The sequence below is a fragment of the Lujinxingia litoralis genome (assembly GCF_003260125.1).
Classification (GTDB): Bacteria; Myxococcota_A; Bradymonadia; order Bradymonadales; family Bradymonadaceae; genus Lujinxingia; species Lujinxingia litoralis.
Genome location: NZ_QHKO01000018.1, coordinates 17677 through 32353, shown reverse-complemented (window position 1 = coordinate 32353; position 14677 = coordinate 17677). Strand labels below are relative to the sequence as shown.

14 protein-coding genes are annotated in these 14677 nt (G+C 63.9%); 6 read left to right on the top strand and 8 right to left on the bottom strand.

Going from position 1 to position 14677, the window contains the following annotated elements:
• The coding region (locus tag DL240_RS19345; RefSeq protein ID WP_146618435.1) for an RHS repeat-associated core domain-containing protein at positions 1–390 on the bottom strand (390 nt) is incomplete at its 3' end.
• 138 nt (positions 391–528) lie between these two features.
• Here DL240_RS19345 and DL240_RS19340 point away from each other — a divergent pair.
• From DL240_RS19340 to DL240_RS19330, 3 genes are all read left to right on the top strand, one after another.
• Positions 529–771 (top strand): helix-turn-helix domain-containing protein, encoded by a 243-nt coding sequence (locus DL240_RS19340; RefSeq protein ID WP_111731541.1) that lies wholly within the window; start codon positions 529–531, stop codon positions 769–771.
• Positions 772–1012: 241 nt separating this feature from the next.
• A complete protein-coding gene (locus DL240_RS19335) occupies positions 1013–2143 on the top strand; it encodes an RHS repeat-associated core domain-containing protein (protein ID WP_199589874.1) in 1131 nt (376 codons plus the stop codon).
• Positions 2116–3984 carry an RCC1 domain-containing protein gene (locus DL240_RS19330; RefSeq protein WP_111731539.1) on the top strand — a complete coding sequence of 623 codons (1869 nt, stop codon included), beginning with the start codon at positions 2116–2118 and terminating at the stop codon, positions 3982–3984. Before DL240_RS19335 ends, DL240_RS19330 begins: the two co-directional genes overlap by 28 nt.
• A gap of 388 nt (positions 3985–4372) precedes the next feature.
• Here DL240_RS19330 and DL240_RS19325 read toward each other — a convergent pair whose 3' ends face one another.
• The 7 genes from DL240_RS19325 to DL240_RS19295 form a co-directional block, all read right to left on the bottom strand.
• Complete coding sequence (locus DL240_RS19325) at positions 4373–5440, bottom strand: hypothetical protein (protein ID WP_111731538.1); 1068 nt, start codon at positions 5438–5440, stop codon at positions 4373–4375.
• A gap of 4 nt (positions 5441–5444) precedes the next feature.
• Positions 5445–6518, bottom strand: coding sequence for a methanobactin export MATE transporter MbnM (locus tag DL240_RS19320; protein WP_199589873.1), 1074 nt, complete (start codon positions 6516–6518; stop codon positions 5445–5447).
• Between the two features lie 109 nt (positions 6519–6627).
• Positions 6628–7488, bottom strand: coding sequence for an MbnP family copper-binding protein (locus DL240_RS19315; RefSeq protein ID WP_111731537.1), 861 nt, complete (start codon positions 7486–7488; stop codon positions 6628–6630).
• Positions 7489–7490: 2 nt separating this feature from the next.
• Positions 7491–8213 (bottom strand): hypothetical protein, encoded by a 723-nt coding sequence (locus DL240_RS19310; RefSeq protein ID WP_111731536.1) that lies wholly within the window; start codon positions 8211–8213, stop codon positions 7491–7493.
• A 170-nt stretch (positions 8214–8383) separates the two neighbouring features.
• Positions 8384–9466 carry a peptide-N-glycosidase F-related protein gene (locus DL240_RS19305; RefSeq protein WP_111731535.1) on the bottom strand — a complete coding sequence of 361 codons (1083 nt, stop codon included), beginning with the start codon at positions 9464–9466 and terminating at the stop codon, positions 8384–8386.
• A gap of 119 nt (positions 9467–9585) precedes the next feature.
• A complete protein-coding gene (locus DL240_RS19300; protein WP_111731534.1) occupies positions 9586–10776 on the bottom strand; it encodes a choice-of-anchor D domain-containing protein in 1191 nt (396 codons plus the stop codon).
• A gap of 199 nt (positions 10777–10975) precedes the next feature.
• Positions 10976–12598: an RCC1 domain-containing protein gene (locus tag DL240_RS19295; protein ID WP_111731533.1), complete on the bottom strand. Its 1623-nt coding sequence runs from the start codon at positions 12596–12598 to the stop codon at positions 10976–10978.
• 46 nt (positions 12599–12644) lie between these two features.
• Here DL240_RS19295 and DL240_RS20155 point away from each other — a divergent pair, with 46 nt between their 5' ends.
• The 3 genes from DL240_RS20155 to DL240_RS19285 are packed head-to-tail and all read left to right on the top strand — an operon-like array spanning position 12645 to position 14676.
• Positions 12645–12803 carry a hypothetical protein gene (locus DL240_RS20155; RefSeq protein ID WP_158542806.1) on the top strand — a complete coding sequence of 53 codons (159 nt, stop codon included), beginning with the start codon at positions 12645–12647 and terminating at the stop codon, positions 12801–12803.
• Between the two features lie 31 nt (positions 12804–12834).
• Positions 12835–14283 carry a hypothetical protein gene (locus DL240_RS19290; RefSeq protein ID WP_146618434.1) on the top strand — a complete coding sequence of 483 codons (1449 nt, stop codon included), beginning with the start codon at positions 12835–12837 and terminating at the stop codon, positions 14281–14283.
• Positions 14284–14334: 51 nt separating this feature from the next.
• Positions 14335–14676, top strand: coding sequence for a hypothetical protein (locus DL240_RS19285; RefSeq protein WP_111731531.1), 342 nt, complete (start codon positions 14335–14337; stop codon positions 14674–14676).
• The last annotated feature ends 1 nt before the right edge of the window (position 14677 follow it).

Sequence of the window (14677 nt, the reverse complement as noted above, 5' to 3'; positions counted from 1 at the left end):
CTCCTCCCCCTCCATCCCCCCCGGATCCACCAACCGCACCGGATTCCCCCGCACATACGCATACACATTCACCCCATCCACCATCCCCGCCGGATCCGGCGCTGTCCAGCGGCAGAGCCACGGCGAGTAGTAGCGCGCGCCGTGGTAGTAGAGGCCGGATTCTTCGTCGCGCTCTTTGCCCGTAAAACGATAACGCTTCTTCGCATACGACCCGAACGACGACTCCCCATAAGGCCGATACTCCTCCCGGCTGATTAGCCCGCCCGTCTCGCTGACCACCACGCTCGACGAGCCCAGGTGGTCGCCCAGCTCATAGCGCACCGCCGGCTTCTGCGCGTTGAATATATCCGGCCCCACGCGCCGACTCGCCACCCGCGAGGCATCGTCCATCACGTGCAGCTCGTTGGCCTGCGCCGGTATTCTTCCCCCCTGACAATCAAGCCACCCCTATGACAATGGTGCCTGGCCAAGCCAAACCTGTCAGAATCGGGTTGGGTGTTGGCCAGGACATCAGTTCAAGAGGGTGAGATGAGCGAAGAGTTACCGGAAGATATCAAGCGTTGGACCTCGAAGCGTCGTACCGCGCTGGTGCTGCAGATTATCCGCGGGGAGACCACGGTGAACGAGGCTGCGCGCCAGTACGACCTAAAGCCCAGCGAGATTGAGCAGTGGTACGAGACCTTCCTGGATGCGGGTGAAAACGGGCTGAAGAGCCGCCCGAAAGAAGAGATTGAGCGCAAAGATGCTCAAATCGCCAGGCTCCAGCGGTGAGTGTCAACATAGTTGCCGCCTCATCGAACTACGCACAGCCCTCCATCTCGAGCCTGGAGCGCGTGAGTTTTGAGGGGTTCAGATACACCTCAGCCGGGGACTCCCAACAGCGGACTGCACCGGTCCAACGCTGGGGATGGCGGCGTTTCGCGGCCTCGTAGACACGACGGCGCGCGGCGAGTTGGGNCGGGTGGCGAGTCGGCGAGTGGGGCCGGATATATTCAACGCGCAGAAGCCGGCGGTGCGCTATGAGCTGGGCGACCACCTGGGCTCGTCGAGCGTGGTGGTCAGCGAGACGGGCGGGCTAATCAGCCGGGAGGAGTATCGGCCTTATGGGGAGTCGTCGTTCGGGTCGTATGCGAAGAAGCGTTATCGTTTTACGGGCAAAGAGCGCGACGAAGAATCCGGCCTCTACTACCACGGCGCGCGCTACTACTCGCCGTGGCTCTGCCGCTGGACAGCGCCGGATCCGGCGGGGATGGTGGATGGGGTGAATGTGTATGCGTATGTGCGGGGGAATCCGGTGCGGTTGGTGGATCCGGGGGGGATGGAGGGGGAGGAGTTCGAAAATGCCGTACAAGCTGCGATCGAAACGGTCGATCAAGCGACCGACATTGTTTTTGAACGAGCAGAAACGATAGATGCAATGCAACAACATGCGACAGAAGCATCGGGGAAAGGGATTGAGGCAACGGGACTGATTGGAATTGAGGGGGAGACAATTCCATTGCCTTACCAAACGCAAGAACGATGGCTAGTTAGCCAGTATGATCAGTCAGAACAATTGAGAAGCCGTGAAGAGTTCGACGCGACTACAGCTCCTAGTCCTTGGCAGATAGTTGAACTGCTTGCAGAGAGCGGAAGGTCACCCATACCTTTTAAAAGGTATTTATCTGTACTTCCGTTGAGCGGACAATGGAACGACCTGCGTATATCTAATCTCCGAACTGGATCTCGTGAGCCCGAGCAAATGTTACGCGGATCTTATCACTCTCACGTTTCAGAACACGGGCAGTCGCATCCAAGCTACCCAGATCTAACGATGATGCTATTGCATACCGACCAAGCTCAGGACGCAGGCGGGGGCGTATCAGACGCAATTCAACAAAGTGTTGATATTCATTATGTGTTGACGGATGAGTATATATATCGTCTTGAGGTTTCAAGTCGCGCAGAGGACTTTTTGAGTGGAGATGGGGATATTTCGAAGCGGGTTGAGCAAATTTATCGAATGGAATTAGAGCATTTTGACGGAGACACCAACAAGGCAGTGATGGGGGTTGCTGGAGAGGTTGGAATTACGGTTTATCGTGGTCAGTCAGGGACTCGTTCAAAGGAAGGTCAATGGGTGCCATTCCGTCGAATGAATTGAGCGAAAAGTCTATAGGGAAAAGGTGTTTTGAAAATTGGTGGTGGTTTTATATGTGCGGAGTGGTGCTTGTAGTGCTGTGTGCAAGCGCATGCTCTCACATTCCAACATTATTTTTTCAAAATAGTACCGAAAGTGCAGCGATTAATGGGTTGTATAAGCAGATAACTAACGGCGACCAACACACCTGTGCGCTTCGTCATGATGGGCTGGTAGAGTGTTGGGTGTTTGAACCCGAAAAGTACGATGTAGGTCAGGCAACTCCGCCTGCGGACAAGTTTCAATCACTTAGTGCTGGTCGACTTCATACTTGTGGATTGACGATTGAAGGTTTGTTGAAATGTTGGGGAGAAAATGAACATTATCCAATCGATATTGAAAATCCATTTGGATTTGAGTCGGTTAGTGTTGGAGACTCCCACGCATGCGCACTCAGTGAGAGCGGAGAGATTAGCTGCTGGGGTAATAATGACTATGGTCAGGCAGAGGCGCCTTCGGGGCAGTTTGGGTCGGTAAGTGCGGGATGGCGTCATTCCTGTGCGATTCGTTTGAACGAAACCATAGAGTGTTGGGGAGTTTCCGACGGGGAAATGCTATGGGATTATGGGCAGACTAAACCTCCCTTTGGTAAATTTAAGGCTGTTCGTGCAGGTACATTTCATAGTTGTGCATTAGATAATAGAAATCGAATGCTTTGTTGGGGATTGAACGACGTGGGTCAGTTAAATGTGCCCGAAGATTCTCGGTTCACCGAAATTGCAATAGGATTTTTTCACACATGTGGCCTCACGACGGGAGGTTTAGTGCGCTGTTGGGGGCTTAATGAGGGTGTTCTTGATTTTAACCAGGCGGAGGCTCCTTCAGGTCAATTTAACTCGATTTCTGGTGTGTCTCATTTTCAAACATGTGGTGTCAGAGAGTCTGGCGACGTCACATGCTGGGGTCGTTTTTATGGCGATATCGATTCAATACGCCAGCGTGAGCCCGGAATAGGGCGGTTCGACTCCATCCATGTTGGGCAAAATGCCTCGTGCGCAATTGAAAGTAATACAAAACTAGGGTTTTGTTGGGGAGTGCCTTATTGGGGGTTAAATATTGCGCCGCGAGGAAGGTTGCGCGAGATCGCAATTGGAATGTCTGCGATGTGCGTTGTAGAAGAGTCGGGCCAAGTGATTTGTAGAGGAACCGATCCATGGAGCGCGGAGTCGACGACAAGACGAAAGCAGTTACATAGTGTTGTTTTGGGTGGATATCATGGGTGTGGAATATCGGAGCTAAGTCGGCAACCAGAATGTTGGAAGGTTTCTCATCTTAATTATATAGATGAAGGTCAAATGAGCGTGCCCGACTTTCGTGCCGAACGGCTAGAAACGGGATATTTTCATATATGTGCAATTAACGGGGAGTCTGAAGTCGTGTGTTGGGGGCTTAACCGTCATGGCCAAATAGAAGTTCCTGATGAAAGTTTTATGCAAATTGATGGCGGGTATACCGTCACATGTGGCGTGTTGGCGAGTGGTGAGTTGTCGTGTTGGGGGAATGAAAATATTGTAGACGGAAACGATGTGTTGACGGCTGCAGTTCCAGGTGTATTTCAAGATGTGGCAGTCGGCGCAATGCATGGCTGTGCAATTGATAGCGAAAAACGTATCCAATGCTGGGGAAGTGAGACTGGTGGAATCTTGGATTCACCCAGTGGCCAATTTATAAGTGTCGAAATTGCTCCAGAGAGCAAGTATTCTTGCGCCTTAAATGTAAGGGGCGAAGTGCATTGCTGGGGGATTGGTGAAGATGGAATGTTTGAAATGCATAATTTCATGCAAGGCCAAACACCCCGGTTTTGAAATGAGGTTAGTGTTTTATGAGATTGTTGTTTATGTTTGAAAGGATTGTTAAGCTGAATGGGTGTTTTAGATGAAAGAGCCGTTCAGTCGGCAGTTTAGTGGTTGTTTTGAATATTAAAGCCACACCTCTTATGATGCTCTCGGTTGTCCGAAATGGATTCAGTATCCAGAGGATGTGACCGGCGAGCGCAAGACATTGGTGCCCAGGTTCAACCGAGTGGGCGCTTTGGAGCGTGTTGACCTGGACGGGGTATTCTGCCCCCCTGACAATCAAGCCACCCTTATGACAATGGTGCCTGGCCAAGCCAAACCTGTCAGAATCAAGGCGGGTGTTGGCCAGGAAAAAGCACGGATCGCGGTACAGGAGCGATTCCTGGCCGGGGCGCGCTTAAAACGAGGGGAGGAACTGGATGGCGGCAAAGGCGCTGACGCGCTCGCGGGCGCCGCCGCGCAGGGCCTGGACCACCGGGATGCTCACGCCCCCGAGCAGGGTGAGCTGGCGGGTCATCGACCAGCTGAGGCGAGGCTCCACGCTCAGGAGGGTGCCGCCGGTGAGGGCTTCGAGCTGGCCGGAGCTGCGGGCCTCCCACTCGTGGCGCAGGGGGAGGGCCAGCGCCAGCCGGAGGTCGGGGAGGGTTTGCAGGTAGAGGGCCGGGTCCACTCGCAGCGTTGCCGAGCGCTGCACGCCGTCGGGGCTTTCGGGGGCCCAGATGACATCGGTTTGGAGCAAGAGATCCACGCGCCGGGCGGCCCGGGCGCCCAGCAGCAGGCCGGCGCGGGGGGCAAAGACCCCGGCGCCCGGCTGCACATCGGGGTGCAGGTACTCGCCATCGCCGCGGGTGCTCATCGGGGCGGTGGGCAGGAGCAGGCCCAGCTGGAGTTCAGCGCGAAAGGGCAGCTCCCAGAGCGTTTGCAGCGCCAGATCGGCCTGCAGGCCCACATCTCCCAGGCCCGAGGTACGCTCCCGGGCGCCGTTGGGCAGGCTCAGCCCGCGTCGGGCCAGGGGCAGGCTCAGGCCCACGCCCACCGGGCCGGGGAGTTGCACCCGGGCACCCAGCAGGAGTGTGTATTCGGAGAGCTCCGCGTGGCCCCGCTCCTCGTCGCCAAAGCGCAGGTTTCGGGTGCGGGCGCTCAGCCCCAGCTGCAGGCTCCGGGCCAGGGACCAGCGGGGCGCCTCGGCCTCTGAAGCGGGCCCGGCAAGGGGCTCGGCCCCGCTCTCCGGCGGGGCCTCGGCCTCCGCTTCAGTCCCGGTCGGGGGCGCGGCGAGCTCGGCGTTTGCCGGGGCCTCGGGCTCGGGCTCGGCCGCGCTCTCCGGGGGCGGGGTGCTCTGGAGGTGCATCGGGGGCGTGGAGCTGTGCAGCGAGCAGGCATTGGCCCGGGGGGCGGGCGCGATAACGCTGACCAGGCTCAGGGTGGCGAGCAGGACCAGGAGGGTCGAAGAGGAGGTGTACTTCATGACATCAATCCGCGCTCTCAGCGCGCTCAAAGGGGGGGAGGTCGGCCGGGGGACCCAGGGCCGGGTCGCTCAGGAAGGTCTCATCGGTGAGGCTGTGCAAAAAGGCCTTGAGGTCGTTGCGCTCCGAGTTACTGATCAGGAATCCCGGCACGAAGATGCTTTTGTTGGGGTTGCGGGAGCCGTCGCCGGCCAGGGGGCCTTGGGAGATGGTGCGACCGCCGGCGGCGTAGTGGTCGATGACGGCGTCGAGATCGGCCACGCTGCCATCGTGCATGTAGGGCGCGCGCACCGCCACGTTGCGCAGGCTCGGCGCTTTAAAGCGCCCCATGTCTTCGGGGCGGCCGGTGACCTCGTGGACCCCGGTGTTGGGCGCCGGGTAGCCGCCCTGGCCGTCGATGTTGTAGAGCCCGGTGACGTGAAAGGGCTGGCTGGAGAACGCCAGATTCTGGTGGTCGACGGCGTCGGAGAAGTTGAAGCCCCCGTGGCAGTGAAAGCACTCCAGGCGCTCCGAGAAGAAGAGCTGCATACCGCGGCGAGCGGCATCGGAGAAGTCGCTCCCATCGCCCTGGTACATGTAGCGGTCGTAGGGGCTGTCGGCCGAGATCAGGGTGCGTTCAAAGCTGGCGAGCGCGTAGGTGATGTTGCGCACCGAGATCGGCTCCGGATCGTCGGGGAAGGCCTGCTCAAAGCGCGTCTGATACCAGGGCTCGGCGGCAAAGCGCTCCAGCATCTCGTCTTCGCGCCCGGCCAGTCCCAGCTCCACCGGGTGTTCGCCAAAGAGGGGCGTGAGCGCCTGCTCTTCGAGCGTGGTGACCAGGGGGTTGGCCCAGTTGTAGGTCGGGTTCCAGGCCACGTTGGCCAGGGGCATGCTCCGCCGGGGGTGGTGTTCGCCGGTGGAGCCCAGGGCCCGGGGGAGGCGGTCGACGAACCCGTCTTCCTGGGGGTGGCAGCTCGCACAGGACTGGGTCCCATTGCCCGAGAGGCGCGTATCATAAAAGAGGGCGCGCCCCAGCTCGGCCTTCGCGGTCGTCCAGGGATTGGACTCCGGGATGCGCGGCGCCGGGAAGTGTTCCGGCACGGGGAGGCCCCCGGCCTCGGGCGCGGCGCTTTCGGCGCAGGCACCCAGGGCCGTGAGTAGGCCGAGCAGGAGCCGGGCCCCCCACCGGGGGGTGGGGGCTCCGGGGCGATCAGTTGCTTTGAAGTCGCACAAAGTTGCCGCCTTCGGGGGTGGTGTCGCCGTGGGGCAGACCCAGGACGGAGAAGATCGCGGCGCAGTCGGGATCGTTGGGGCCCGACATGCAGCCGCTGGGCGTGTTTTCGGTCTTCTGATCAAGGTTGGTCTGGCCGACCAGCTCGGCAAGGTCGAACACGATCACGTCGTCGCTCAAGGAGATGTCTTCAAACGTGACCGTGACCCGGTTTTCCCGGGCGCAGGCGGTCGCGCCGCCGCCTTCGGCGGGTTCGCACTCGGTGCTGCCCAGGTGGAATTGCCACCCGGTGGTCAGGCCGGTGGTCGCGCCTTCGATGCGCACGAACTTATAGCCGCCCAGCCAGTTCCAGAACATCCCGGTCACGTTCAGGGGGCTGGGGGCGGTGGCCGCGTCGATGTGGTTGAGCTCAAAGGGCACGCCCAGGGTCAGGCGCACGCCGGTGAGTTCCCCTTCGCCGGCGCGGCCCACCACGATGTCGCGCAGCTCCGCGGTGCCGTTCTGGCAGGCGCCGCTGGCGTCTTCAAAGTCGAGGAGCGCCAGGTTCTCGTGCTGCCAGCGGCCGTCCTGCTCCAGCGCCAGGGCCTCCCACTCGCCAGAGGCGTGCTGCACTTCGATTTCGCTGACGTAGAGGCGGAAGTCGTGGGGCTCAAAGGTGGTCGCGGTGGTGCCCAGCCCCTGGTAGCTCTGGCCGCAGGCGAAGGCTTCCTCACCGACCTGGGCGGCAAAGCGCAGGGTGACGTCCTGTTCGGCGGGGGCGTCGTCTTCGGTGGCGCCGCAGGCCAGCAGGGGCAGGGTCAGCGAGGCGCAGAGGAGGGCGTGTACGGGTTTGAGGATCATGCTCAAAGCTCCTGAATCGAGGGGGTAGGAATCGCGATCTGGATGGTTTGCGAGAGGATTTCGGCGACCTCGCGGTCGCCGAATTCGGGCGGAAGGGCGCGGAGCCGCCGGGCGAACTCCGAGAGGTCCAGGTGGACTTCCAGGGCAGGCTCGCCAGAGCTCAGGCGCTCGCGGGAGAGGGCCTGGTCGTCGTAGAGGGTCACGTCAAAGCCCAGGCTGGAGCGGAGCTCGACCGGGCTGGCGAGCAGCGCGCCGGTGTGCAGGTAAAAGCTCTCTCCCTGGGCCATGCCCTCCTGGAGGGCGGGGCTATCGGGGAGCGCCGAGTAAAAGCCCACGCGCACCCCGCAGTAGTCGCGAAGGGGCGGGTAGAGGGTGCCGGCCTCCAGGGGCGCGGCGAGTTCACCGGCGCGGGCGATGGTCCAGGCGCGGGCGCCGAGGAGGCGGTGGGGGGCTTCGGGCAGGTGCGCGGCGTGGGCCTCGGGGAGGAGCCAGCGGGTCAGGCGCGCCAGGCCCCGGGCTGGCGAGGCGTCGCAGGGGAGGAGTTCCAGGTGGTCAAAGACCAGCGCGAGCTCCCCGGGGATGGCCTCGGTGTCGGCCGCGTCGAGCTGGCTGGAAAAGCGCACCGGGAGGCTCGCGCCCTCGTCGTACTCGCTGTGCACGCAGCCCCCCGAAAGGGCCCCGAGGGTGGTTGTGAAAAGGAGGCTGTAGAGGAGGGGATAACGCACAGAGGTCTCATCGCCATGGGGGACTCATCGGTTGCCGCGCGCGGGCAACCACGGCGGTGAACATGAGGTCGTGGCGAGTCGGAAACAACCGGGCGAATTGTCGCACGCGGCGCCGCCCCCCCGGCGCTGCGTGGGGGAGGGGGCCCGGGCGTCGGAGAGGAGGGAGCGTCTCAGTGCCAGACGTAGAGTTTGAGCGCCACCGCGGTGGAGGGGAGGAGATCGACTGGCGAGGTGTTGGTGTACTCGCTGCCGTCGGCCAGCAGGATGTCGAGATCGAGCTGGTTTTCGCCAGGCTGGACCGCGGCGGTGATGTCGACCCGATCGCCCACGGTGACCGCGCCCGGGCACCAGCCGTTGCGCGGGTACTGCCAGGTGCCGGCCTGAGGCGACACCGGGTTCTGCGCGCAGTCTGCGCGCCAGGGGTTGATCGAGAAGCTCTGCGCGTTGACGAGCAGATCGTGGCGCATCGGGCAGAACTCCGCGCAGTTGAGCGTGTTGCCAAAGCTGTGCCCGGTGGTGGTCAGGTGAGCTTCGACCCGGCTGAAGGTCTCGGGCAGTTCAAAGCGCATCGCCTCAAGCTGGTCGTCCACGCTCGGGTCGGCTTCGCCCACGGTGATGTTGCGCCGGCCGATCAGGGGGATCACCTGGTCGGCCTGCTCCGCATAACCCGGGCTAAACTCAAAGCGCGCGCTCACCCGCCAGCCCTCGCCCTGGTCGTGGCCGGGCCCGACCCAGGTGTCGATGAAGCTGTGCAGGGCCCGCTCCCCGGTGAGCAGTCCGGCCAGAGGGGTGAGGTCGACGTACTGGCACATGCCCCGGCGGTAGGGGGTGATGTGGCGCAAGAGCTCGACCTCGTGCTGGTCGGCCTCGGGGGCGTCGGGGTTGAGGATTAGCCCCAGGCTGCCGGTGCGGTCCCAGTGGTCGCAGAGTCCGTTTTCGGGACACTCCAGCTCAAAGCGCAGCCCCACCTGCTGCCAGTCGCCCTGAGGAAAGGTGACCGGCGCCCGGACGCTGCGGCGGTTCTCCTCGCCAAAGTACTGGTCGACCCCGGAGAGGGCCTCCACCACGACCACGCGCTCGTCGAGGGGGGCCTCGGGGCAGGGGTACCAGGGGGCGGCGCTCTCAAAGTCGTAGAGGGGGAGTTCTTCGACGACGATCAGCGGCTCTTCGGGCGCCGGCTGCGAGCAGGACGTGAGGAGGGAGGTGGCCAGAAGCGTGGACGTGGCGAGGGGGAGCAGGAGGGGAGCGCGCATCGGGGACCTGGAGGGCCTGGGGGGAGGGTGAGTCGTGGTGCCGGGGAGCCCGCGCCACGACTCCGAAGAGCTTTGCTGCAAGCTGGCGGGCGCGTGAGCGCGCGCCCGCCAGAGGGAACTTAGAGGGGGTCGGTGGGGCGTGCGCGCAGCTGGAGCACGACCTCGCTCTGTGTGGGATCGTCGCTGACCAGTTTCAGCTGGCCCACGGCCTCCTGCTCGGTGGGCAGGGTCGCGCGCAGCTGCAGCGTACCCGACTGGGCGATGCCCAGGCTCCAGGGGAGCGCCGGGGTCTCGACCAGTTCAAAGACCCCGCCGGCGTCGTTGAGAAGCTCCACCTGGCTCAGGGTCAGCGAGCGGTTGCGGCTGCAGTTGGCGATCAAGAGTTCTTTGGTGGCGGTGGTGCCGGTGACGAACTCGCCGAAATCCACGTCGCCATCGGTCTGGATGCAGGGCGTGGGGCCGTTGGCCTGCACATCAAACACGATGTCGGGCTCCTCGGGGAGGTTGGCCAGCATTGAGATCGCCCCGGTGACGAGCTCGTCGGAGGAGGCGGTGAAGCTGAGCTCGACCTCGATCTTGTCATTATGCTGAAGGAAGGCCGGGACGGGCGGCTCGATGGCGCGCCCGCTGAACTGGGCGGCGAACTCCGGATCGCCGGTGGAGGCAAAGCCGGTGATGTTGAGCGGGTCCAGACCGCGGTTGTAGATCGTCACCCGCTGGTGTGCTGTCTGCCCGGGGGGCACCGTGCCGAAGTTGATGCGTCGGGGAGCCTCGGCCACCGGGTAGGCGCTGGTGGCCTGCAGGGGGATGATCAGCTCCGGGGTGTCGGGATCGTCGCTGCCGATGATCACCCGACCGCTGATGCCGGTGTAGAGCGTGGGGACCCAGCGCACGACCACGTCGCGGTAGGTGTTGGGCGCCAGGGTAAAGCCCTGCTCCCAGCCCTCGCCAGGGCGAAACTGGGGGACGGAGCCGCGGAGCTGGAAGTGTTCAATTCGCAGCTGGGTCACGGCCAGGGGGCTCTCCCCGGTGTTGCGGATGGTGATGATGGCGCTCTGCTCCTCGCCCAGGCGCACGTCGCTAAAGGCGATGGAGAGTGGCGAGGTGTCGAGGTTGGGCGGGCCGGCCGGGGTGGTGTCTTCGGGGCCGGTGTCTTCGGTGGCGTCGGGGCCGGTGTCTTCTTCGAGCTCCACGTCCGGGGTGGTGGCGGGGGCGGCGGTGTCGCTCCCCTTTTCACCACAGGCGCTCAGGGCGCAGCATATCAGCAGGGCAAGGGGGGCACTGGCGAGTCGGGGGGCGTACAGGTACATCGCACATCTCAGCGGTGGATCAACAGGGGTGGCGAGCGGCCCGGTGGGGCGTTAGCGCGCGGGCAAGGGAGAAGCTGCGCGGGCATCGTAGATCCAAAGCCCCGGCGGCGCCACCTGCGCCGCAGAGACTCGCCAGATGGGGGGAGTTAAGGGGGGCGTCTCCTCCACGTGGATCACGTACGCAGGGCGCCCACCGGCGTTAGAGCGCGACCCGCACCGGGGCAACGCGCTCGTTGTTGGCGTCGCCGTAGGTCCCGTCGCCGAGCTGGCCGTTGTCGTTGGCCCCCCAGCACCAGGCGTCGCCGGCGGTGGTCAGCGCGCAGCTGTGGTAGCGGCCGGCGCCCACCCGGTAGGCGTCGCTGACGCCGGACACCTCTCGCGGGGTGGCGCTCAGCGTGAGGGTGGAGGCCTGGCCCAGCTGGGCGCGTTGGTTCTGGCCCCAGCAGTACACGCGTCCGTCGATCAGCGCCGCGCAGGTATGCGTCCAGCCGGCGGCCACGTCGACGGCGGCCGCCGGCAGAGTCACCTGCTGGGCCAGCCCACTGGTAGAGGTCGTGCCCCGGCCGAGCTGCCCCTGGCTGTTGCTGCCCCAGCAGTAGACCTGCCCCTGGAGGGTCAGTGCGCAGGTGTGGTCGAAGCCGGCGCGGAGCTGGCGCGTCGCCGGCAGGTTAAAGACCTGCCGCGGGGTGGTCGCGGCCTGGGTGCCGCTGATGCCCAGCTGCTGCTTGCTGTTGATGCCCCAGCAAAACACCTGGCCGTCGGTGCGCAGCGCGCAGGCGTGCAGGTTGCCCGTGCCGACGTCGAGCACCTGATCGAAGTGTCCACCGCCCTCGGCCTGCACGGTGACCTTGTCCAGGGTGGCGGTGGTGGTGTTGCCGCCGAGCTGGCCCTGGGCGTTGTAGCCCCAGCAGCGCACCAGCCCCACCTGGGTGCGCGCGCAGCTGTGGTTGCCGCCGGCGCCCACCGCCGTGACGTTGAGCAGGTCGCTCACCGCCAGCGGCTGATACTCCCGGGCCGAGGTGCTGCCGGTGCCCAGCTGACCTTTGTCGTTTTTGCCCCAGCAGCTCACGCGCCCGTCGCTCTTGAGCGCGCAGGTATGGTCGGTGCGCGCGCTCAGGGCGGTGGCGTTGCTCATCGCGAACACCGCCGCGGTGTTGGGGCTGGGGCTGTAGGATCGGTTGCCCAGCTGGCCCAGGTCGCCCCGGCCCCAGCAGCGCACGCTGCCATCGGGGCGCAGCCCGCAGGTATGCTCCGAGCCCACCGCCAGGTCGAGAAAGCCCTGGTGGAGCACGCAGAGCTGATTTGGCGAGCAGAACTCCCCGCCGGCGCAGCTGGAGCAGGTGTAGGCGCTGCCATCCACGTGGACCTGGCCGCACTCCGCGCCCAGCTGAGCGCAGACGTCCACGCAGAGGCCTTCCTGGCAGGCCCCGAAGTCACAGCTGCCGCAGTCGATCGCCTGACCGAGCCGGGTGTGTTCGCCACACTGGAGGCCGGCCTCGTCGCAGAGATCGACGCAGACCTCCTCGCGGCATTGCTCGTTCTCCCGGCAGAGGCCGCCGCAGGGCCGCGGGTCGGTATCGGTATCCGGGTCGAGGTGCGCATCGGCCACGTCGGGGCCGCTATCGGCATCGACCTCGGCATCAGGGGCGGCGTCGGCCCCAGCGTCGGCGTCGGCGTCGGCGGCACCGGCGTCGAGCTCGTCATCGGGGCCGGCGTCCATGCCCCAGTCGGGCTCCACGCTGGCGCAGGCGCTGATGAGCAGGCCCAGGGCCGAGAGCTTTAGAAGCAGGGCGAAGAGAGGGGTGAGGTAGGCGCGTACCACGGGCAGATCCCTGGCGTGAAGAGAGGGGTGAGATCCTGGAGCTTGCATGGCTAGGTTGGTCCCCTACTACAACGGAGCGCGAGCGACATTGCAACCGATTCCGGGCCAACGCGGCTTGACGCGCTCCCCTTCGGCCGGGAGTTCGCCGGCATTGTGGCGCGCCGCCGGGCAGGTGTATGGTCCGCGGCGCCAAACACCGATGTAAGCAACGCAGCCTCGCCAATGGGTTTATGACGATGACTTCAAACAATACGACGCCCTCCCGGCCGGTGCGCTGGCAGTGGATGGTAGGGATTTTTTTGCTCGCGCTGGCCGTGTTTGCGGCCTTCAGCGGCGACCGCCTCAAAGCTCCCAGCCCCGACACCCACTTTGTGTACCTGGCCAACACCTACAATCAGATGATCGCGGCCACCGTCAGCGATGAGGCCGCCGCCCGGCGTCAGGGGCTGGAGCCCTTTGAGCTCGACCGCGAGCCCCATCATCGCAATGACTGGGCGAGTTACCGGGAGATCACGCTGAAGAGCGGGGAGGTGGTCCGGGGCAATTGGATGGAGCGGGGGCAGCACGGGCGCTTTAAGCTCTTGAGCGGCGATGAGATGGAGATCCCGCGCAGCGAGGTGCGCGGCGCCGAGCAGACCCGGCGCTACTTCGTATCTTTCCCCCCCGGGCCGGGCTTTTTGATGATGCCCCTGGCGGCGATCTGGGGCTGGGAGATCAACGATGTGTGGTTCACGCTCTTTTTTGCCGCGCTCAACGTGCTCTTGATGTTTTTGTTGCTGGAGCGCCTCTCGGGCACCGGGGTCAGCGAGCGCAGCCGCTCCGATAACCTCTGGCTCACCGGGCTCTTTGGCTTTGGGACGGTGCATTTGTGGTGCGCGGTGCTGGGGCAGGTCTGGTTCACGGCGCTGGTGATCGGCATCACGTTCACCCTGGGCTACATCTACTTTGGGCTGCACGCCCGGCGGCCTTTTTTAGCCGGGGTCTGCCTGGCGATGGCCTTTGCCACGCGCACCCCTCTGGTGTTTTCGGCGCTCTTTTTCTTTTTGATGGTGGCCTTCCCCGGGGGCCGGCTGATTCGACCCGAGCAGTATAAAGAGGGTTTTAAAAAGCTGGTGCTCTTCTGCCTCCCCTGCCTGGTGATGGGGCTGAGCCTGCTCTTTATGAACTACCTGCGCTTTGAGTCGTTTACCGAGTTCGGGCATCGCTACCTGGCCGAGGGGCGGATCGCGCGCATCGCCGAGTACGGGCTCTTCCACTGGCATTTTCTGGGCAAGAACCTCTCGGCGGCCTTTACGCTGATGCCCGAGTTGCAGACGAGCTACCCCTATGTGGTGGTGAGCCGCCACGGGATGAGTCTGCTGCTGACGACCCCGGCCTTTGCGTACCTGCTCTGGCCCCGGGAGCGACGCGACGCCGGGGAGCGCTTTTTGCACCGGGCGCTCTGGGCCACGGTGGCCGCGATCGCGATTCCGGGCTTTTTGTATCAGAACACCGGCTACGAGCAGTTTGGTTACCGCTTCAGCCTGGATTTCACCGCTTACCTCATCGTGCTCCTGGCCGTGGGGCGTCGACCGCTGACGCGCCTCTTTAAGGCCTGCGTGCTGGCGGGCTTTGCGGTCAACGCCTTTGGGGCCATCACCTTTAAGCGGATGGCCGAGTTTTACAGCAACCGCTTTTTTGTTTAGGACAGGCCCACTTAGCGGCCGTATGACCCGGCCTGTGCCAGGAGCCCCACCTTGAAGTTCAAGCTGCCGAAGCTGCCCATGCCCCCACGCCCTCAGCCCCTGCCGCCCGGGGAGCGCCCCCGGCTGCAACACCTCTTCGGGTCGTATGCCCGGGGCACCCTGGCGATGATGGGCGCGGCCTGCGGGCTGATCGCCGTGGCGACCCTGGGGCTGGAGCTGGCCTTTCCGGTGGGGCTCACCCAGGCGCTGGGGCTGCCGATCCCCTACATGAGCATGCCCCTGGGGGTGGCGACCCTGGTGCTGGGGGGGCTGATGGCGCGCCAGGACCGGCTCTACGCGCTGCCCGCGCTCTTGCTGGGGCTGCTCTACTGGGCGATGGTGGTCTTGAACTGAC